General features: G+C 34.4%; 21 protein-coding genes, 1 pseudogene and 1 other annotated feature. Of the genes and pseudogenes, 15 read left to right on the top strand and 7 right to left on the bottom strand.

The window, feature by feature from the left end:
* Positions 1–60 precede the first annotated feature (60 nt).
* Entirely contained in the window at positions 61–546 is a 486-nt protein-coding gene (locus C9J34_RS01935; protein WP_107838168.1) for a GNAT family N-acetyltransferase, read from the bottom strand.
* An 80-nt stretch (positions 547–626) separates the two neighbouring features.
* Positions 627–1,061 carry a DUF4279 domain-containing protein gene (locus C9J34_RS01930; protein WP_193768854.1) on the bottom strand — a complete coding sequence of 145 codons (435 nt, stop codon included), beginning with the start codon at positions 1,059–1,061 and terminating at the stop codon, positions 627–629.
* A 321-nt stretch (positions 1,062–1,382) separates the two neighbouring features.
* Here C9J34_RS01930 and C9J34_RS01925 point away from each other — a divergent pair, with 321 nt between their 5' ends.
* The 8 genes from C9J34_RS01925 (at position 1,383) to C9J34_RS01885 (ending at position 8,748) form a co-directional block, all read left to right on the top strand.
* Positions 1,383–2,243 carry a helix-turn-helix domain-containing protein gene (locus C9J34_RS01925; protein WP_193768853.1) on the top strand — a complete coding sequence of 287 codons (861 nt, stop codon included), beginning with the start codon at positions 1,383–1,385 and terminating at the stop codon, positions 2,241–2,243.
* Between the two features lie 146 nt (positions 2,244–2,389).
* Positions 2,390–3,262 (top strand): helix-turn-helix domain-containing protein, encoded by an 873-nt coding sequence (locus tag C9J34_RS01920; RefSeq protein ID WP_107838165.1) that lies wholly within the window; start codon positions 2,390–2,392, stop codon positions 3,260–3,262.
* Positions 3,263–3,559: 297 nt separating this feature from the next.
* Positions 3,560–4,237, top strand: coding sequence for a hypothetical protein (locus tag C9J34_RS01915; protein ID WP_107838164.1), 678 nt, complete (start codon positions 3,560–3,562; stop codon positions 4,235–4,237).
* 14 nt (positions 4,238–4,251) lie between these two features.
* A complete protein-coding gene (locus tag C9J34_RS01910; protein ID WP_107838163.1) occupies positions 4,252–4,482 on the top strand; it encodes a hypothetical protein in 231 nt (76 codons plus the stop codon).
* A gap of 410 nt (positions 4,483–4,892) precedes the next feature.
* Positions 4,893–5,579 (top strand): IS110 family transposase, encoded by a 687-nt coding sequence (locus tag C9J34_RS01905; protein ID WP_193768852.1) that lies wholly within the window; start codon positions 4,893–4,895, stop codon positions 5,577–5,579.
* Between the two features lie 63 nt (positions 5,580–5,642).
* The gene (locus C9J34_RS01900; RefSeq protein ID WP_107838162.1) at positions 5,643–6,671 is read left to right on the top strand and encodes an ABC transporter permease; all 1,029 of its coding nucleotides are present in this window, start codon (positions 5,643–5,645) and stop codon (positions 6,669–6,671) included.
* 1 nt (position 6,672) lies between these two features.
* Positions 6,673–7,347, top strand: coding sequence for an ABC transporter ATP-binding protein (locus C9J34_RS01895; RefSeq protein ID WP_107838161.1), 675 nt, complete (start codon positions 6,673–6,675; stop codon positions 7,345–7,347).
* Positions 7,348–8,085: 738 nt separating this feature from the next.
* The gene (locus C9J34_RS01885) at positions 8,086–8,748 is read left to right on the top strand and encodes a hypothetical protein (RefSeq protein WP_107838159.1); all 663 of its coding nucleotides are present in this window, start codon (positions 8,086–8,088) and stop codon (positions 8,746–8,748) included.
* Positions 8,749–8,963: 215 nt separating this feature from the next.
* Here the strand turns inward: C9J34_RS01885 and C9J34_RS22795 are convergent.
* A pseudogene (locus tag C9J34_RS22795) lies at positions 8,964–9,126 on the bottom strand (IS110 family RNA-guided transposase); the annotation flags it as partial.
* Between the two features lie 101 nt (positions 9,127–9,227).
* Here C9J34_RS22795 and C9J34_RS01880 point away from each other — a divergent pair.
* Entirely contained in the window at positions 9,228–9,458 is a 231-nt protein-coding gene (locus tag C9J34_RS01880; protein ID WP_107838158.1) for a hypothetical protein, read from the top strand.
* 185 nt (positions 9,459–9,643) lie between these two features.
* On the opposite strand, the gene C9J34_RS01875 is transcribed toward C9J34_RS01880, so the two are convergent.
* Positions 9,644–10,852, bottom strand: coding sequence for an MFS transporter (locus C9J34_RS01875; protein ID WP_107838157.1), 1,209 nt, complete (start codon positions 10,850–10,852; stop codon positions 9,644–9,646).
* Positions 10,853–10,932: 80 nt separating this feature from the next.
* A complete protein-coding gene (locus C9J34_RS01870; protein ID WP_107838156.1) occupies positions 10,933–11,526 on the bottom strand; it encodes a TetR/AcrR family transcriptional regulator in 594 nt (197 codons plus the stop codon).
* Positions 11,527–11,818: 292 nt separating this feature from the next.
* Here C9J34_RS01870 and C9J34_RS01865 point away from each other — a divergent pair, with 292 nt between their 5' ends.
* Positions 11,819–12,868 carry an SPFH domain-containing protein gene (locus C9J34_RS01865; RefSeq protein WP_107838155.1) on the top strand — a complete coding sequence of 350 codons (1,050 nt, stop codon included), beginning with the start codon at positions 11,819–11,821 and terminating at the stop codon, positions 12,866–12,868.
* A 131-nt stretch (positions 12,869–12,999) separates the two neighbouring features.
* Positions 13,000–13,413, top strand: a complete 414-nt coding sequence (locus C9J34_RS01860; RefSeq protein WP_107838154.1) for an NINE protein — start codon at positions 13,000–13,002, stop codon at positions 13,411–13,413.
* Between the two features lie 84 nt (positions 13,414–13,497).
* Here C9J34_RS01860 and serS read toward each other — a convergent pair whose 3' ends face one another.
* The gene (serS, locus tag C9J34_RS01855; protein ID WP_107838153.1) at positions 13,498–14,784 is read right to left on the bottom strand and encodes a serine--tRNA ligase; all 1,287 of its coding nucleotides are present in this window, start codon (positions 14,782–14,784) and stop codon (positions 13,498–13,500) included.
* A gap of 245 nt (positions 14,785–15,029) precedes the next feature.
* Positions 15,030–15,247, bottom strand: a binding site (T-box leader).
* Between the two features lie 129 nt (positions 15,248–15,376).
* On the opposite strand from serS, the gene C9J34_RS01850 reads away from it, so the two are divergent.
* The 4 genes from C9J34_RS01850 to pdxR all read left to right on the top strand — a co-directional run bounded on the left by C9J34_RS01850 (position 15,377) and on the right by pdxR (position 19,618).
* Entirely contained in the window at positions 15,377–16,069 is a 693-nt protein-coding gene (locus C9J34_RS01850) for a response regulator transcription factor (protein WP_107838152.1), read from the top strand.
* A complete protein-coding gene (locus C9J34_RS01845) occupies positions 16,062–17,153 on the top strand; it encodes a sensor histidine kinase (protein ID WP_107838151.1) in 1,092 nt (363 codons plus the stop codon). Before C9J34_RS01850 ends, C9J34_RS01845 begins: the two co-directional genes overlap by 8 nt.
* 62 nt (positions 17,154–17,215) lie before the next feature.
* The gene (locus C9J34_RS01840) at positions 17,216–18,025 is read left to right on the top strand and encodes a M15 family metallopeptidase (RefSeq protein WP_107838150.1); all 810 of its coding nucleotides are present in this window, start codon (positions 17,216–17,218) and stop codon (positions 18,023–18,025) included.
* Between the two features lie 198 nt (positions 18,026–18,223).
* A complete protein-coding gene (gene pdxR, locus C9J34_RS01835) occupies positions 18,224–19,618 on the top strand; it encodes a MocR-like pyridoxine biosynthesis transcription factor PdxR (RefSeq protein WP_193768851.1) in 1,395 nt (464 codons plus the stop codon).
* A gap of 160 nt (positions 19,619–19,778) precedes the next feature.
* Here the strand turns inward: pdxR and C9J34_RS01830 are convergent, their stop codons facing one another.
* Positions 19,779–20,123, bottom strand: a complete 345-nt coding sequence (locus tag C9J34_RS01830; protein ID WP_107838149.1) for a 4-aminobutyrate aminotransferase — start codon at positions 20,121–20,123, stop codon at positions 19,779–19,781.
* Positions 20,124–20,159: the final 36 nt, after the last annotated feature.

The following is a 20,159-nucleotide window of genomic DNA, read 5'->3' as shown; positions in this document are numbered from 1 at the left end:
TACAGGCTGTTGATCCCCCACTTAACTATTTCGTTCCACTCACTATTTTGAAGTAGGGTCTTATAGCCTGTTAATACGGGATAAATAGAAGCTCATAACAAAAAGCTCGCCTTTCTTCCCTATTGTTCTAATGCCTTCATCCATAAATCCACATTTCTTATATAAATGCTGCGCTGCCATATTTTCAGCATTGACAGCCAATACAATTTCATTGATATGCGGAAAATGAGTTTCCACAAAGGCCGGTAGTAATTTCAATGCTTGTTTCGCATAACCTTGACCTAGAAATCGAAAATCTGTCGAAAACGCTCTTACTAAAATAGCAGCTGTATTTTCCGAATAAGGCGTGACCCCATCTTTCTCATGCAACGTAAAAAAAGTAACTAAGCTAGTATTTTCAATAGCTAGTATAGAATGACGTGTTGAGTCCTCTTTTTGCTTTTCTACACATGCTTGAGGCGTATCTGTATAATTTAATTGCTCATCAGTTAATATGTAATTCGCTACTAAATCAAAAAATTTCTCCTCATAAAAAACTAATTCCATTATTTCCACCCCCATAAAAATATACTAGCATGAACAGTACAAATTAAAACATAATCTGTACAACTCACACTAGTATAAGTTTAATTTAATAAATACAAATTCTCTTCAAGTAAATATTCAAATTCATATGAATAAATATTAATACTGGCATTAATGGCAGCGGCAAAATTACATACTCTTGGCTCTAACATCAAGTTAAGCATACGCCCTCCATCAACACCCATAACAATTGCCATTTCCGCAGTCAATTGATACTTATTAATTAACTGCCTAATTTGATTAATTTTTGGTTCAAGTACCTCAACTAATGGCACTAATAATTTATTGGCATCATAGTTCTCATAATATTCCTTCCCATATTGCCAAGTAGTGAAATTACAAAATATCGAGTTGTAGGAAGTTGCTTCTTGTTGTTCATTAACAAACGTCGGAAGTAAATTCAATGTCTTCGTCACTTCCTCAACAGGAAAGCTATCATACTTATTTATCAAGTGAAAATAAGCTTGTACTCGCATTTTGTAACCACCTTTTTGTAAATTATTTATCATTAAAAGATATGTATTTTATTTAAAATTAAGTTACAATGACTATTTTATTTCCCCTTTTAATTTAAATAAAATAGTCATTGTACAGTGTTGTAGGAATGGGCATCCAACTTATAGTACCTGAAAATTAATCAACCTCCTCCAACAATAATCCAAACATCTTGAAATAATTGAACGACCCCTATGAATTGCACGACATCCATATCTATCCCTCCTTTATTTATTATCTTAAAGGAGAATAGTTATATTCTGACGAAATATTCCATATGAAATATTTTAGGGGTGATTATGGTGAATAGAGGAACAACTTTAAAAGAGATTCGGAAAAATAAGAATTATACACAAATAGAGGTTTCACAAGGGATTACTTCACAAGGAACTTATTCAAAATACGAGGCTAACATTAGAGATGTTGATACTGAGGTTTATATTCAATTACTTGATAAATTAAGTATTTCTCTAGAGGAGTTTGAATATATTCACAATAATTATTCCTATGGAAAGAAGAAGGAGATTATCCAGCTATTTTTCAAACTGAATTATAACAATCCTGACAAGTTACGAAGTTTAGAAAAACAAGCTTCAAATTATTTATTGCTAGACAACGATATAGATATTAAAGAAATTAAATTAATATGCAAAGCCTTTTTAAAATTATCCGAAGGTAATATAAATGAGGCAAGGGAGATTATACAACCTATTTGGGAACGTTTATCTAAATTTGATCAGTTATACATCCATGATATCGGGTTAATTAATACTATTTTATTCTTATTTCCAGTAAATATTGCTATAGACTTCACTAACAATGTCTTAAAGCGTTTAGATACTTATACTGGGTACAGAGAAGTAGAATTATTAAAAAGTGCTTTTAATATTAATCTTTCATTATTATTAATAAAAAATAGAGATTTTGTTACAGCCCTAGCTATTTTAGAAAAATCATTACAAAAATACAGACAGATTATGAATTACTCCATACTAGCACTACATTTTTCTAGAAAAGCTATCTGTCTCTTCCATCTAAAAAACAAAGGTTCACAAGCTTTATTAAAGCAAGCAGATCAACTATTAGCTTTATATAAAGACGAACAATATTATAAAAAAATCAAATCAGAATACGACTATTATACGTCTAGCAAATTTAACTAAAATACCAATTCACAAAAATCACTATTTCATAAATCATGCTAACTCACTTTTCTTTTACCTATTAATCAAAATTATCATATAACTCTTTTAATCAAATATTATAAAATAAGCGTATAAGCTTATTTAATTTTTTAGGAGGCATATACATGGTTGGCTCAACAATAAAAAAAATAAGAACTAGTAAAAATTACTCTCAAGCACAAATTGTCCGAGATACTCTTCATCAAACCAGTTATTCAAAATTTGAATTAGGTAAAATTAATTTAACAACAGAGCATTTCAATATAATTTTACAAAGGCTAGATATTGGTCATGATGAATTCGAGTATCTTCACAACAATCATCAATTCACAGAACGTAATTACATTATCCAATCGTTTTTAAAACTTCGATTTATAGATATCAATATATTGGAAGAAATAATTCATAAAGCAGAAATACTACTACAAAAAGATGAAGATCAATATATTCAAGATATTTATTTTATAAGTAAAGGATTTATTTCATTAAAACAAGATGGAAACTTTGATACCGCATGCAGCTATGCCCAACAAGTATGGGAACGTCTCCAAAAATTTGATACATGGTATTTATCTGATATTTATTTAATAAATAATATTCTATTTTTATTCCCCATAGAAACAGCTATTTCAATTAGTCACTTAGCAATAACTCAACTTGAGCGATATCTCGACTTAGATGTGAAGTATCACCTTCTTACCGCCACATTACAATATAATTTAGTTCATCTATTAATTCGAGAAGGCTATTTTCAAAGAGCCCTTGAATTAAATGAGCAAGTAATAGCAAATTTCAAGAACAGAAAGATATATTTTCAGACAACTCTATCTATGTTACGCCAACAGTTATTACTAGAAAAATTAAATAAAGAGACGTATATTGAGGATAATATTAATAATTTGTTCCATCTTGCTACAATTATTGGTGATCAAGAGTTACTAGAAAAGTTAGATGAAGAGCGAACTTACTTAACACAAATTTTACAGTTACACTTATAAATAAAGAATTGATAATAAAATTCACTAAGAAGTCATTATGGCGATATTATTTTTTAGTTTATGGTGTGTCCAAAATGTATGTATCAAGAAAATCAATGGATATTGAAATTAATTATGGTTTAGAATTATTAGTTTTAATAGGCATTGATTTCTATTAAATTCGATCATACGAAGCCTTTTGTTCAAGTTACAATGGATACATGTATTATCATTACCACATAACTTATAAATCCCCTATTATTTGAATTATAAATGTTTTAGTGGTACACCACTTTCTTTTGACAATTTTTATAATAAATGAGATTTAAAAACTTTAATACCATTATTAAAAAAATAGTATCTTTTCTTCTAATTTTCTCTACCGTATTCAGTACATTTGATTTTAAAAATGTAGCGAGTGCTTCAACAGACGATAATAATCTTGATACTCAAACTATACAAATAGTAGATGACGGCCTTTATGTCAACGATATTTTCTACGCTATAGAAGAATTTGAAACATTACTAAAACAAGCAGTATTTGTTGAGAATACAGGAGTCAGTACATTTGCTATAACTTCAGCGTTGGCAGGTACATGGTTTATTCCTGGTATAGGGCAAGTTGTCATCACCACTGCTGGAGTTGTTATAGATGGTGGTGCAATTATTGCTGCTGGTTCATGGATTTATAACTCCATAGAAGCGTATTTTGCCGAAAAAGCTTATGAAGAGCACAAACAAAAAGGTCCTAAAACTGATGGTCACACAGTAGACAGCAATCCAAGCAAATTACCTACAACTGGAACACCTCTTACTAGTCGAGATAGAACAGCAGATGGTAGTTGGAATGGTAAAGTTCTTCAAAGAAGATACTACGACAAAAACGGAAATGTCGATTTAGATATTGACTATACAGCTCATGGAAATCCAAAAGCTCATCCAAAAGTGCCTCATAGACATGATTGGAAAAATGGTCAAAGAGGTCCTTGGTATTAAAAGGAGTAAAGTACATGACAGAAAAAGAATACTTAGAATTCAAAAGCCTCATAGCAATTGGGGAAGAATTAAATTTTTACTATAACGATGATGAGTATTGGATAAGCCATAACCCTGGAAAATCTTATCTATCAAGAACTAAAGACCAATATTCTCAGGAATTCAACGGATATGAAGAACTTTTTGAAAAGGCAACAATAGAAGGTATAAAATTTTCTGAAATATATCCAAAATTAAAATGGTAAAAACATACTGGAGATTAGTAGTACAAACCAAGGCCATGGTTTGTGCTACTATTTTTTTATATGTAGAAATAAAGAAAAGCCGACCAGCCTCTGGGACCAGTTCGAGTCCGTATTTAAAACCAGCTAACTTCTCTCCCTTATATGAATCAGTTTAGTATGTTGGGTCCGAAGAGATTGTGTAGAAGAAAGTGGAATCGATAAGGTATTGTGAAGGCTTCTATGATCTGTAAAAAGGAGAAGATCAAAATGAAACATGTGATTGCGTTAGATATAAGTAAAGGAAAAAGTACCATTACAATTTATGATAGCTATCGCCAATACACGTGCTGATTTCGAACGATTACATAAAAAAATCAAAGACATTCAGTCACTTGATAGACAAGCCCCAGAAATCGTATTTGAAGCGACAGGTGTCTATTCAGTTTCTTAAAGATTACGAGTATGCATACTGCCGTATGAATCCGCTTAAAGCAAATTTACAGATAGCGAAAATGCGACGAAATAAAATCGACATCAGTGATGCCCATGAACTTGCTAAAACTCATTTCAAAATGGCATGTGAAACTACCTATATTCTGGATGATTACTATGAACAGATGCGTGTCATGACGCGTTATTACAATGAAATTGATGAAGAAATGATTTTACTGAAAAGCAGGATGCATTCGATTTTACATCTTGGTTTCCTAGAATTAGAAAAGCTCATTACACCGAGTTCAGCTCTGTTTTTAAATGTTGTGCAACTCTATCCACACCCCTCGCTTTTACTGGGGAATTCAAAAACCATCATTAAAAATCGCTTAAAAGCCAATACAAGAAAGAATCTTTCGGTCACACGTGCGGAAATGAAAGCAGCTATTTTATTGGAAGCAGCACAAAATAGCTATCCAGCGATTAAAGCGAATGATATTCGATGTGATCAGGTTCGTGATTACGCAGCTTCCATAGCCGATTTAATGGAGAAGAAGGATGCACTGGTGAAACAAATGATGGTGTTATCAGAAGGGAGAAAAGAATATCTTATCCACCGCTCAATACCGGGGATAAGCGAATCGACAGCGTACCGGTTAATTGGAGAAATCCGGATTTTCCCTTAATCAGTTCATCTCCAGTTCAGATTCACCTCCTATAGTAAAGTTATCAAAAGTGGAGGTGCTTTTATGAATTTGGCTTGGAAGGAAATGAAACGAAATAAAGCGAGATTTTTTATAGTTGGTTCGATTGTTTTTCTGATTAGTTTTTTAACATTGATTATTTCGGGACTGGCGAATGGGCTATCTCAAGATAATGCAGCATTAATTAAAAATTTGCCGAATGGACAATTTTATATGACGGAAAAGGCTGAGGGGACATTCAATATGTCGCAAATTCCGCAAAATTTACAGAATGATTTGCTTCAGCAAGAGGGTACGGTGGCTTTATCAATTCAAATGGGTTTTGTAAATGATGAGCTGGAGAAACAGCATGGTGTCGCTTTCGTGACATCAACAGCATCCGATTTATTCCCAGTAGTCATGCAAGGTGAGGTGCTACTCGATGAATCACTACAAGAAAAAGGCATCCAAATAGGTGACCGCTTAATAAACAATCAATTGACTGATGCGTTAATTGTGAAAGGCTTTGTGAAGGAACAAAAATATAGCCATGCACCTGTTGCCTTTATTAGCCAGCAAGATTATCAAGAAATGTATCGAAGCAATGCGATGCAGTTAATTTTTGTGCCAAATGCGGAGGTACAGACGATTGATGGGCTACAAGCATTTTCAGCAAAGGCATTGCTTGAAAGCATTCCAAGCTATAAAGCGGAGCAAATGTCTTTAAATATGATTGTTGGCTTTTTGATTATTATTAGTGGCATGTTATTCGCGATTTTCTTCTACATGATGAATGTGCAAAAAATCGGCTTGTATGGCATTTTGAAGGCAATTGGCTTAAAAACAATGAAGCTGTTTCAAATTATTTGGGTACAAATGCTTGTCATTACTAGCATCGCTCTCCTCTTTGCGATTGCACTAAGTCAAGTCTTTATGCTACTTGCGCCGAGCGGAATGCCCTTTCATTTATCATTTGTAACAACACTACAATTGGCAGGCATTTTCTTAGTCATCGGCTTTATTGGTGCGACGCTTTCAGGCTTGCAAATCAAAAAAATTGAACCTTTACAGGCAATACAGCGAGGAGATGGATAATATGGCTTTATTTACAGTGGAAGATGTACACAAAACATTTCACAATGGTGATGTACAGGAGGAAATATTAAAGGGGGTTAATTTAACTTTAAATGAAGGTGAAATGACCGCTTTAGTAGGTGCTTCAGGCTCTGGTAAAAGTACGTTACTCACAATTGCTGCGGGACTTCAATCCACCACAGAAGGTAGCATTATTTTTGGTGGAAGCAATTTAGCAACTATGAATGCCGAGCAAATTCGCCAAGTACGTGCTAGTAAATTCGGCTTCGTCTTTCAATTTGCTCACCTTGTCCCCTTTTTAACTGTGGAGGAGCAACTATTTCTTATGCTGGATGTAGCGGAAACAGCTTGGTCAAAAGCCGAGCAGCAACAGCAAATCGATCACATTTTATCATTGATTGGTATGAATCATCGTAAAAAGATGTACCCTACCTCCCTATCAGGTGGAGAAAAACAGCGTGTGGCTATTGCCCGGGCAATCATTCATCAGCCAAAGGTTCTATTTGCAGATGAACCAACAGCTAGCTTAGACTCTACACGCTCAAACGAAATTATGGAGCTATTACAGGACATTACAAAAAAATTAAATATCGCTACATTAATCGTTACACATGATGAAGAAATGTTACCCTATGTCGACAGTATTGTGACAATGGTTGATGGGGTTATACAATAATATTGAACATGGTATTCTTACTTTAGGAAGGATAGCAACTATAGGCTTTTAACTGAGCATCCGTTGTCAAAGGGGCGCAATTTGTTTTTTCCTCCCCCCTGCTTGGTGTACTCGGCAGCTCAAACAAAAATACAACAACTCTAGTGTATTGATTAGACAAATATTGGTTATTATCAGGTGTATTTAGGAGAGAAATTTCCTTAATAAAGGGTCTTCACTTGTTGATTGGAACGAAGGAGGCGACTCCAGCAGAAAAAGCACGAGCTGAAAATCCATTTCTTTCGGCAATTGCCGAAAGACGTTAGTTGAAGGCGTGCCTGCGGAAAACGTCTCCCGTAGTGAAAATTAACTGTTTTCTAGCTATTTCTTGTAAAATAAAGGTTAATCAACACGCCTGCTATCCTATAATTTTATTTTCTCCAATTTCGACTAAATATTGAAACCGAAATCAAAATTAAGGAAATTACAAACTCAATTATTATTACTGTTAGCACAAGACTATCAAAGTTAGAATATACAGTACCTTCAACCTCTTTCATTACTTCCAATTCCCTCAATAAAAAATACTTAGTTACATATATCGAAACCCACAATTTCGATAGAGCTGAAAGCAAGAAAATAAGTCCGTATTTAAACACAAATACCATACCTCCCATATTTTATATAATAAATCATATATTTCCCCGCACAACTATGTTAACATAGAAAACATATAAAAATCCCATTGGAGGTAATAAAATGAAAAAACATTTTTTAGTTTTACTAACATTTCTTTTAGTTAGCAGTTTTTCAATAACGTCTAATGCTGCTGCCACAGATGAAAAAGTCAAACCAATTAAAACAGAACAACTGACTCTCGAAGATGGAACAGTAATTCCTGTGTACTATTTTGAAAATCCTGAAGACGGGGACAAACATAGAGAAGAAATGGCTAAACTCAATAATTCTTTAAGCCAAGTAAACCAAATAAACACACAACTTAATATATCACCTATGGCCATAGGTGATGAGTTCAAATTAGTAAGTTACGGTGGAACTTTAAATTACAATTTTGATGTACAATACACATACAACGGAACTTCTATACCACAAGTATGGAAACCAAGTGTTTCAAGAAGTACCTCTTCTACAACAAGTATAAAAGTTAGCTCTGGATTTGATAAAGCATTCCAAGCTGAAGTAGGTAAAACTTTTTCAAACACAACTACATGGTCCCATGCTTTTGATTTTACTATTCCTGCAAAGAAACAATATGAAATTTGGTCATGGAATGTAGCAGAGAACTGGACTTTCGATCTTAAACCTCTATTCGGATCGTCTACTAGATTCTCTGTCTACAGACCAACTACAACTTATGGTCACTCAATTTATATCTTTGATAATCCAAGAAATCCTAGATAATAATTTCAAAAAATGAAAATAGGAGGCTAGGACTACTTCTACCTCAGCCTCTTTCTTACGATTAGTCAAGTATGTTTTTTTATTTTCTTTTATGGTTTGGTTTTTAGTTTAGGAGGGGGGTACCTCCCTCCTAAACTAAATTTGCGTATGCCGAAGAAACCTAACGATTTTTATTTTTTGCGAAAGGTCCATATGATATAGTTTTAGATAGGTGATTACGATTTCTGAGCTGGTAGTGCGGACTCATAATTGTAAATAATGCCATGCGTCAGTAACTGAAATGTCACTTTCAGAAACTTCTTGATGCAGGCGATGATTGCAACCTTATGAGGCTTCCTCTGAGGTTGTTTTTTTATAGTAATAATCGACAAAATGATTCGGTTTTCCTTTTGCCATAGCATGGCACATATCATGAAATATATTACTTAATTTTATATTAATATTATTTACAAGTTAATAAAAGGGGATTTTGGTGTAAAATGAAAAAAGAAGAAGGCAAATGGGTCTATGTTGCACCTTTAGCTATTATTATTGTTTGGTTATTAACTGTTTTTGAACCTAAGGGATACAATTATATTGCTTTAGCACTTTCTTCGGGTTTATTAGCTTTTATAGGCTATATGCGTAGAAAGAGTGTTATGGATAAGTTTGCGATGTTCTTAGGTGTAATTTTATTTTTTGTTTTTGTAGTATTGTATTTTGTGAAATAAGAGTGAGAAAAAAAGAGTGGCAATTGCTACTCTTTTTTATTGATTTCCATTGCTCAAACGGATATTTAAAAAGTGCCATTATAAAGCCCACATAGCAAACTTTCCTCCGTTCCTAGTATACTTAAGAAATCCTTGTTCTAGCTCCATTCTACGCTTTTCAAATTTCCCTACTACTATCTAAAAACTTAACCAAGCTTATTTTTAAATATAATAACCACCGTTATTGTTATAACGCCAAGTAAAGCATAAAGAAAGGTAATTTGTAAGCTGTTTAAGTATGCAGATAATAAAATAAATATAGCGCCCGCTACTCCACCAATTGTAGAGCTGATACCTAAAACACTTGAATAAGTGCTACGGTATTGATCAGGTATACTGTTCGCCACTAACGTCTGCTGCGCTGGAAGCCAAATAATCTCTCCTATAGATGCAACAGCCATTGCAATGTAAAGATACGTAAATTGCTCAAAATAACTCAAACTGATATACCCTAGGAAAAAAAGAATTGTACCTAACAATAAATTGCTCATCTCTGATTTTCCTCTTAATAGCCGAACAAGAAAAAGAGTTGCAAACACAGCTATAATTGTATTTTCTCCCCTTAAAAAGCCAATTAACTGATATCCATCTTCAGCAAATAATCGAACATAGTGAATTCCTAAATAATACGACAGCTGTTCATCCATCAATGAAAAAATAAAGCTAGTGGCAACTAACATTAAGAAAGCAGGGCTGCGTAATATTTCTCGATAAACAAATAACCAGCTTCCTTTTTGATGATTCGTGGTATTCTCCACTTCAATTTCTCGTACCCTATATGTATCTTTAATAAAGAACAATATACATAAAAAGCTAACAAAAGCACTCAAGCCAACAACAAAAAATAAATGTGTTGTATATTTTGCAAATAAAAATCCACCTGCAAAACTGCCTAAAGTCAGTCCAAGATAAGCGGTCCACAGCAAAATAGTATAGATAGATTTTCTGTTTTCTGGCGTTGATTCATCTATAATAAAGGCACTATAGGCAGGATTCGCAACGCTTGAAAAGAAATAAACGAGCAAAAATCCTACTAAGCTACCATACACTTGATAGTCTATGGACATATGACAAAATGCTACGATGAAAAAGCCAATAGCAACAAAACTCTCTCCTATTAAGATTAACTTTTTTCTGCCATATATATCAGCTAGTCTTCCCTCGAATAAATAGCCTAGAATGCTTGTTGCTCCAATAAAAATAACGAATAAAGTAGTTATTTCTGCACCTATTTTTTTTACGAAAAAAACTGCCATATAAGGCATGACCATTGCATTTGAGAGAATGGTTAAAAAACGCAATGCGATACGAATGTTAATCGCCCTACTAAAAGTTTGAATGTCTTGTAAAATCATTTTTCAGCTCCTTTTATATGATTGATTAATCAATCATTTTTGATGTAACTAGACTTTCCTCTATGGAAAGTCCATCCCTCTTACTTCACACCAAATAAACGCATCGCTATCGTTGCAAATTGCTGTAGCATTTCTTCAGGCGGATTATCGACATATGATAAGCGTAAACCAAATAATAAGCTGATATAAGAAATAGCAATAATTGAAGGGTCTCCCTCTAACAATTGCTGTTTCTTCTGACCATTGGTAATTAGCTGTATAAGTGATTCATACAACTCATTAGTTTGTTGATTAATATGTTTGAACATTGTTGGAAATTTTTCATATTGTCCATTTACTTGTACGATTAAATGCATGTAAACTTTCTGTTCATTAAAAAAAGTAACATGCTTTTTAGTCATCTCTTCAATTTCGTGTTGATAGGATATAGGGCTAACATTAAATGTCTGTAACTCCGCAATTAATGGTTGCCATGGCTGCACAACACATGTGTAAAACAGCTCTTCCTTGCTACCAAAGTATGTCGCAACAGTACCAAAGCCCACTCCAGCTTTTTTCGCAATATCCCCCATCGTTGTACTCTCATAGCCTTTTTCTGCAAAAATCGATGTTGCCGCCTCTAAAATTCGCGCTTTTTTTAATTCCATATTTCGTGCCACTTTATTGCTAGCCATTTTCTTCACACCTTTTGATTGATTAATCAATTTTATTTTAAAACGGCTTGTGATAAAAAGCAAACTAAAAAAAGCTGAAAATTATTTTGATAGCATTGATTTTCTGCATTTTTTTAAGTAATTATACTTTCCTCATAACAAGATGAATAGCCTTTAAATTATTCCCACAGTTTATTTATTATGCATACACTCAAATGAAATAGCAGTTGACACATATTTCAATCCAAAGGACAATAATAAAGAGAATATACACCTTTTACAATATTTGAAATAATGGAAGGGATGGAGTGCGATGAGATTTTTTGATCGTATTAAATTTGATGGGTTACGTTCACGAGATTGGGTTATTTACAAATACCCAAAAGAAGATATACGACTAGGTAGTACATTAATTGTAAATGAAGGACAAATAGCGTTATTTGTAAAAAATGGACAAGTATGCGATGCATTTTCTTCTGGTTCATATGTACTTTCCACAAATAATTTACCTATCATCGGTTCTCTTTTAAATCTTGTATATAATGGAAAAACGCCATTTACAGCGGAAATTTACTATATCAATTTAACTAATAAGCTTGATTTGTATTGGGGAACTTCCCATCCAATTCAATTAATTGACCCTAAATACTTTGTGAAGCTACGAATTCGTGCATTTGGTCAAATGGCCTTACGTATTGATAACTATATGCTATTCTTTTCAGAGCTTATTGGTAGTATGACTTCAGATGAGATCGTGCAGTATGAAAAGGTGCAAGAGTATTTCCGAGGCTTATTGATTACACATATTAAAACAGAGCTAGCAAATAAAATTATTCGAGAAAAAATTTCAGCTTTAGAAATTTCAACAGAGTTAGCAAATCTTTCTCAATCAATGAAAGATATTGTTCAGGAAAAATTCCGGCAATATGGCTTTTCACTATTAAGTTTCCATATAAAATCAATTAACTTCCCTGATGAAGACTTTGAAGAAATTAATAAAATTCTAACTTCCCGAGCTAGGTTTGAAATCATGGGAGATGACCGCTATACAACAGAAAGAACCTTTAATGTCTATGAGGATGTAGCTAATAATCCAAATAATGTGACGAGTACAGTGCTACACAACAATTTGAGCGCGAACACTTTCAATGAAATTTTCACAAGTGTGCAACAACATCTTCAACCATTGAAAAATATGAATACACAGGGAGTAGTTTGTCCTTCATGTAATTTTAAAAACAATAACAATGCAAACTTTTGTGCAAACTGCGGCAAGAATTTTAGAAACTCTACCTGTTCTTGTGGTACAACACTAGATCCTAGTGCTCGATTCTGCCATAATTGTGGGGCAAAAGCAAATTAATGAGATTTATCACGCTCTCTCAGGCAACTGAAGGCATTTACGCCAAGACGTAATGGATATTTTCATTGAGTATAGGCAAAGTGACAAAATTCATTCACATTATAATTATACAATCTAGGAGGCTTCCTTATATGAGTAATTTAAAATGCTCTCAATGCGGCGCACCTGTTGAAACAAATAGAACACATTGCAAATATTGTGGAGGAAAATATAACTTCCCTTCTCAAGCAGCAGCACAAGCGAATATGGACGAGTCTACTTTTCAACAAAGAACTTCTCAAACGTCTGGACATAGGGAGTATGCTTCTGGTATAGATCCATCATGGCCAATTAAATCCCAGGGACTTGCTGCTTTTTTAGCTTTCTTTTTTGGTGGATTGGGTCTTCACAAGTTTTATCTAGGACGCCCTTGGATGGGACTTTTTTATTTACTCTTCTGTTGGTCAGGTGCTCCAACTGCTATCGGTATGATTGAGGGCGTTGTTTACTTATTACAAAATAAACATACTTTCCAAGTTAAAAATAAAGTTCGTATATTTACTTAAAAATAATTTCTAAGTAAATAATCTTATTAGTCAATATAAAAAAAGCATCGTACAATTCTATCAACATGTACGATGCTTTTAATTTTATTTCACTGGCGCCACAATCACTGTTTTACCACCCATATAAGGCACTAGCACTTCAGGAACTTTTACGCTGCCATCTGCTTGCTGATAGTTTTCTAAAATAGCCGCTACTGTACGTCCAATCGCTAAGCCTGAGCCGTTTAATGTATGAACATACTCTGGTTTTGCGCCTGACTCACGACGGAAGCGGATATTCGCACGACGCGCTTGGAAATCTTCAAAATTTGAAATAGAAGAAATTTCACGGTACATATCCTGCGTTGGGAACCATACTTCTAAATCATATTTTTTCGCTGCTGTAAAACCTAAATCAGAGGTGTTCATTAACAGCTTGCGGTATGGTAGCTCTAACAATTGCAATACTTTTTCTGCGTGACCTACTAATAGCTCTAATTGCTCATAAGATTCCTCTGGCTTCACGAAACGCACAAGTTCCACTTTGTTGAATTGGTGCTGACGAATTAATCCGCGCGTATCACGCCCTGCTGAACCTGCCTCTGAACGGAAACAAGCGCTGTATGCAGCAAAACCTTTTGGTAGCATTTCTCCATCTAGAATTTCATCGCGATAGAAGTTTGTTACAGGTACCTCCGCTGTCGGTGCTAAGAAGTAATCTAATTCCTCTAGCTTAAATACATCCTCTGCAAATTTCGGTAATTGCCCTGTACCTGTCAATGAATTGCGGTTAATAATAACAGGTGGTAGCATTTCTTCGTAGCCATGCTCCTCTGCATGTAAATCCATCATAAAGCTCATTAAGGCACGCTCTAAACGTGCACCTAGTCCACGATAAAATAAGAAACGGCTTCCTGTTACTTTGCCTGCACGTTCAAAATCAACTACTTGTAAATCTGTTGCTACATCCCAGTGTGGCTTTGGCTCAAAATCGAAGGCTGTTTGTTCCCCCCATGTGTACACTTCCACATTGTCATCCTCTGTTTCCCCTACTGGCACAGATTCATGTGGAATGTTTGGTAAACGCATCATCATGTCTTCAAATTTTTCTTCTACAGTGCGCAATGCCTCATCAAGCGTTTTAATTTCATCGCCTACTTCACGCATACGTGCAATCACATCGTCTGCATTTTCCTTATTGCGTTTCATGATTGAAATTTGCTCAGATACTTTGTTGCGCTCAGCCTTTAATACCTCTGTTTTCGCAATTAAATCACGACGCCCTACATCCAATGCTTCAAACTCGTCAAAATTTCCTAAATCCTCGTTGCGTGTAAGCAAAATTCGTTTTACTTCTTCATAATTGTCTCGAATACGTTTAATATCTAACATATTTCTTCCTCCATTCTTTAGTATGCTAATGCGATTAATTATGCCTCGGCATAATTGCGTCTGGAATCGGCTTTGTGCAAGCACAAAGCCGATTCTATGACATCTGCCAGAGGCTTTAACTTCTTTCAGCAAGTGTTTGGACACTTACTGAAAAGCAACTAAACCTGCGTTCATCTCACCACCTATAGAGGTAGGATACTTCCGTTGAAAGAAGTTAAAACGACAAAAAAGCCCTCATCCCCTAAGAAAGGGACGAGAGCTACCCGCGTTGCCACCCTAATTGAATAGACAGAGCATGCCTATTCCACTTCATTCATAACGGTTTTAGTCACCGGTCTTTGCCTACTACAATGTTCAGCAAGACAACTCAAGGACGGATTCACAAGTGTCTTTATTAGCTTGCACCAACCGCTAACTCTCTAGAAAAAACGAACTTGTTACTATTTCCTATCATCGCATTATCGTATTAATTGTTCCTTTAAGGAACAATCTTATAATTTGCATTCATTGTACTATAGCTTATTTTTTTTCGCAACTCGTAACAAGCAAGGCGAATTAATTTTACGTATAATGATGTTGAGGTGATTTGCTTATGCAAAAGGCAAAAATTATCGTGATTGATGATGAAAAAGAGATTGCAGACTTAATATCCTTCCATTTGGAAAAAGAATTTTATGATGTGTTTACATGCTATGACAGCACAAAAGTATTATCTATATTACAAAGTCAAACAATTGACCTAATGATATTAGACATTATGATGCCAAACATAGACGGCTATGAATTAGCCACACAAATTCGGAAAAACTTTAATATGCCCATCATTTTTGTAAGCGCAAAAACTTCTGATTTTGATAAAGTTCATGGACTTGTAATTGGTGCGGATGATTATATTACAAAGCCATTTACACCAATTGAATTAGTAGCTCGCGTCAATGCACAGCTGCGACGCTTTAAAACATTAAATACATCAGTTCCTGCTACTGCTCCAATTTTGCAATATGGTGGATTAGTCATTTCACAAGAGCAACGCGAAGTAAAGCTGTATGATGAGACACTTGATTTAACACGCAAGGAATTTGATATTTTATATTTGCTTGCTAGTCATCCTAAAAAAGTATTTAGTACAGAAAATATTTTTGAAGAGGTGTGGAAAGAAGCTTATTTTGAAAGTGCCAATACTGTGATGGTACATATACGTACTTTACGAAAAAAGCTTAAAGAAGATAAAAAAAATCAGTTTATTAAAACTGTTTGGGGAGTAGGTTATACATTTAATGATTAAGCGATTTTACAATTTACGCATGCAAATGGCCTTTTTGTTTGTCGTTAGTATAGCTTTTTCAGGGGCTATTACAGGTGCTCTTTTTTCCATATTACGCTGGTACTATAAGCAAAATGTTAATATCGATACGAACTTAGCTGCTTTGCGCCAAACAATGCGCGCTTTTGGCGACGTAAATGCCTTTCTTGTAGTATTTGTCCCCTTATCATTTATCATGTTTATGCTATTAACCCAAAAATATACAGTATATTTTCAAACCATTTCCACAGGCATCCGCCATCTTGCAAACGGCGATTTCTCTCAGAAAATTCATATTGAAAATCGTAGTGAACTTGGGGAAATAGCTGAGCATGTAAATGTTGCTGCAACAATGCTACAAGAAGCGATTGAACGAGGCGATTTTTCTGAAACGAGTAAAAATGAGTTAATCGTGAATTTAGCCCATGATTTACGAACCCCTCTCACTTCTGTACTCGGCTACTTACATTTAATTTTACAGGATGAAAGCTTATCAGAGGAACAAAAAAAACATTTTTTAACGATTGCCTATACAAAGGCGGGACGGCTAGAAGGGTTAATCGATACATTATTTGAAGTGACTCGATTAAACTATGGCATGCTCCCATTAAAGCAAACAACCTTCAATATTGGACATCTTTTATTACAACTTTCAGAGGAAATGTATCCAATTATTGAGCAAGCCAATTTGACGATACGAACGGAAATTGAAGATAATTTAACTGTCTATGCAGATGGTGAACTACTAGCTCGTGTCTTTGAAAATTTAATGGCGAACGCTTGTCGCTATGGTGCGGATGGACAATATATTGATATTACAGCAAAGGCAATAGGCAATTATGTTGAAATACGGATTTGCAATTACGGTAGTACAATTCCCGAAGAGGATTTACCTTATATATTTGATATGTTTTATACAACCGATAAATCACGTTCTTCTAAGCATAACAGCACAGGCTTGGGCCTATTTATCGCTAAAAATATAATTGAGCAACATGACGGTACAATTTCTGCCAGAAGTTCCTTGAAGGAAACATGCTTTATTATTAATTTAAGAAAGATTTAAGAATTTCCCTACAAATAATTTAAACTCTTCTCTTTATGATGAATAAGTAAGGAGGAGAAAAAATGAAAAAAATCATCCCTATTTTATTTGTTGTTTTATTCGGTATATGGTTTGTTATTAATAATCCCTTCACTGAAGAAAAATATAATGCAAATGGACAAGCTAACCATGAACAAGTATATCAAGGTGATTTATTATTAGTAAATCACGATTTTCCCGTTAAAAAGAAGTATATGGCGAAGGACCTCGTCAATGCCCTACAAACAAATACCAACAATTACTACACCGTTTTATATAACAATATTTTAATTTCGGAACACATTAAAGCACCTTTTGAAACTTTAATGGAACAAGCTTATGCTGATGGCATCTCCACTTTTTTAGTGAGCAGCGGCTTCCGAAGCTTTGAAGAGCAGAAAAATTTATATGATGAATATGGTCGTGAGAGTGCTTTGCCTGCTGGTTATAGTGAGCATAATTTAGGATTATCTTTAGACATTGGCTCTACACAGGGACGTATGGAGGATACTTTTGAGGGACAATGGCTTGCTGAAAATGTTTGGCATTACGGTTTTATCATGCGTTACCCTGAAAATAAAACACATATCACAAAAATTAAATACGAACCTTGGCATATTCGCTATGTCGGTCTTCCACATAGCGTGCTAATACGGGAAAATGATTTTGCGCTTGAAGAATACATTGAATTTTTAAAAGCGGAGCAAACCATCCATACATCCGTTAATGGACAAGACTATATTATAAAGTACTACGACAGTGAGCAATTTTCAGAGAATTTACTCCCAAAAAGCCAAACATACACTATATCTGGTGATAACCAAAGTGGTATCATTGTTACGATTGAGAATTAATTAGGTTGTGTAAAAAGTGGCTTACCATACCACTTTTTATACAATGATTTGCACCTAATACTTTAGCTTTAGGTACAGAAAATATTACCTATTTACAAAGTTGAAGATATTGAAGTCAACTTAATTTTAACACAAATGAGTAATTACAAATTTTTGCATAGTTCCTGTAAAAGATTATAGTTTAAGGAGTGACTCACAATGGATATGCTGCTATTCTCATTAAATCGTGATACAAATATGCCATTGTATGAGCAATTATACGAAGGTATTAAAGATGCGATTATTCATCAAAAAATTGCAGTCGGTGAGAAACTGCCATCGAAAAGAAAGCTTAGTGATTTTTTAAATATTAGCCAAACAACCATTGAATTAGCATATGCACAGCTTTTGGCGGAAGGCTATATTGTCTCAAAGCCGCGCGTTGGTTATTTTGTGGAGGATATTGATGAGCTCCCTTTTATTGAAAAAACAATTAATAGTACACCGAACATTCATAAAAAACAAACATATGCAGTTGATTTTTCTCCTGGAAAAATTGATGAGGATTCCTTCCCGTTCACTATTTGGAGAAAATATGCGAAAGAGCTCATTGATTCACATTCGAAAGAGCTATTGCAAATTGGTGATCGCCAAGGAGAATACGAATTGCGTACTCAAATCGCAAGCTATTTATATCAATCGCGTGGCATTAATTGTAGTGCTGAGCAAATTGTCATTGGTTCAGGAACGGAACAACTTATGCCCCTTATTTTACGGTTATTTGACGATGCCAATATTGCGTTAGAAAATCCAGGCTATTCTGCAATTCCACGTAATCAATTTGAACAGGCCGTTATTCCTGTTGATGTCGATTCAGATGGCTTGTTAGTTGATCAGCTAGAAAAAACAGAGGCTAATTTAGTCTATATTACTCCCTCTCATCAATTCCCGACAGGCGCCGTTTTATCAGCCTCACGTCGTGCGCAATTGTTGAAATGGGCCGCTCAAAAATTATCTCGATATATCATTGAAGATGATTACGATAGCGAATTTCGTTATATCGGAAAACCAATACCTGCACTACATAGCTTAGATCAAAATGATAAAGTCATTTATATAAGCACATTTACAAAATCATTAATGCCATCTTTACGTGTTGCCTATTTTGTGTTGCCACCAGCTCTACTCGCGCGCTACAATGAAATTTTCAGCTACTATTCCGCAACGGTACCGCGCTTTGACCAGCATATTTTAGCTCATTTTATGAAGGAAGGGCATTTTTCAAAGCACTTAAATCGCATGCGTAAAATTTATCGCAAGAAGCATGATAAGCTGCTGTCCATACTGACAAAGCACTATCCAACGATTCAAGTCTCAGGCGATGTTGCTGGCATGCATGTATTAATACAAGTTCCACACGATAAAGAGGAACATGAACTACAGCAAATGGCAAAAGAAAATGATATTTCGATTTTACCTATTTCCAATTATTTATTAACAGCCATACAATTTGAATCCCCGACATTCCTATTAGGCTTCGGTGGTATTCCTATTGAAAAAATCGAAGTTTATATTGATGCATTGATGGCGGCTTGGGGCATTAGTAAACACTAATGCATTTACTTTTGCAAAGAAAACCTTATCCGTAAACATTACAAGTAAACAAATACAGAAGATTGAGTTTCAATACTTCTTACAATATAATCTGGAGGAAAAAGCCCTTCATTAAAACTTAACCCCTTTAGAATCGCTTATTCTAAAGGGGCTTTTTTGCCTATAAATTTCTTAACTTTAAAAGAGAATCAGTTTTTTTAGGGGACATTATGACTTTTGCAAAAATGTAAATGATAAGGCTACAAAATACCCCAAGCGATGATTCATTACTTGAAATATAGTTACTCGATATTATGCTAAATCTAATCATAACATTTAGAGAAAAGAATATAATAATCCCAAGTAAAGATATGTTCATAATGATTAATTTTCTTTTCAGACTTTTCCTGATAGAAGAATTACTAATATCTTTAATTCTTTGTGTATCTTGAATTTGCTTCACAAGAGCATACACTAATCCGATAATAAGAACAAAGACCACGATTAACCCAATAAACTCTTCCATTAAATTCTCCTTTATATCTGTCTCTTATACACATCT

Origin of the sequence: Metasolibacillus meyeri, from assembly GCF_003049505.1 — a bacterium.
In the GTDB taxonomy this organism is placed as follows: Bacteria; Bacillota; Bacilli; order Bacillales_A; family Planococcaceae; genus Metasolibacillus; species Metasolibacillus meyeri.
This window is presented reverse-complemented; position numbering and strand designations above follow the sequence as displayed.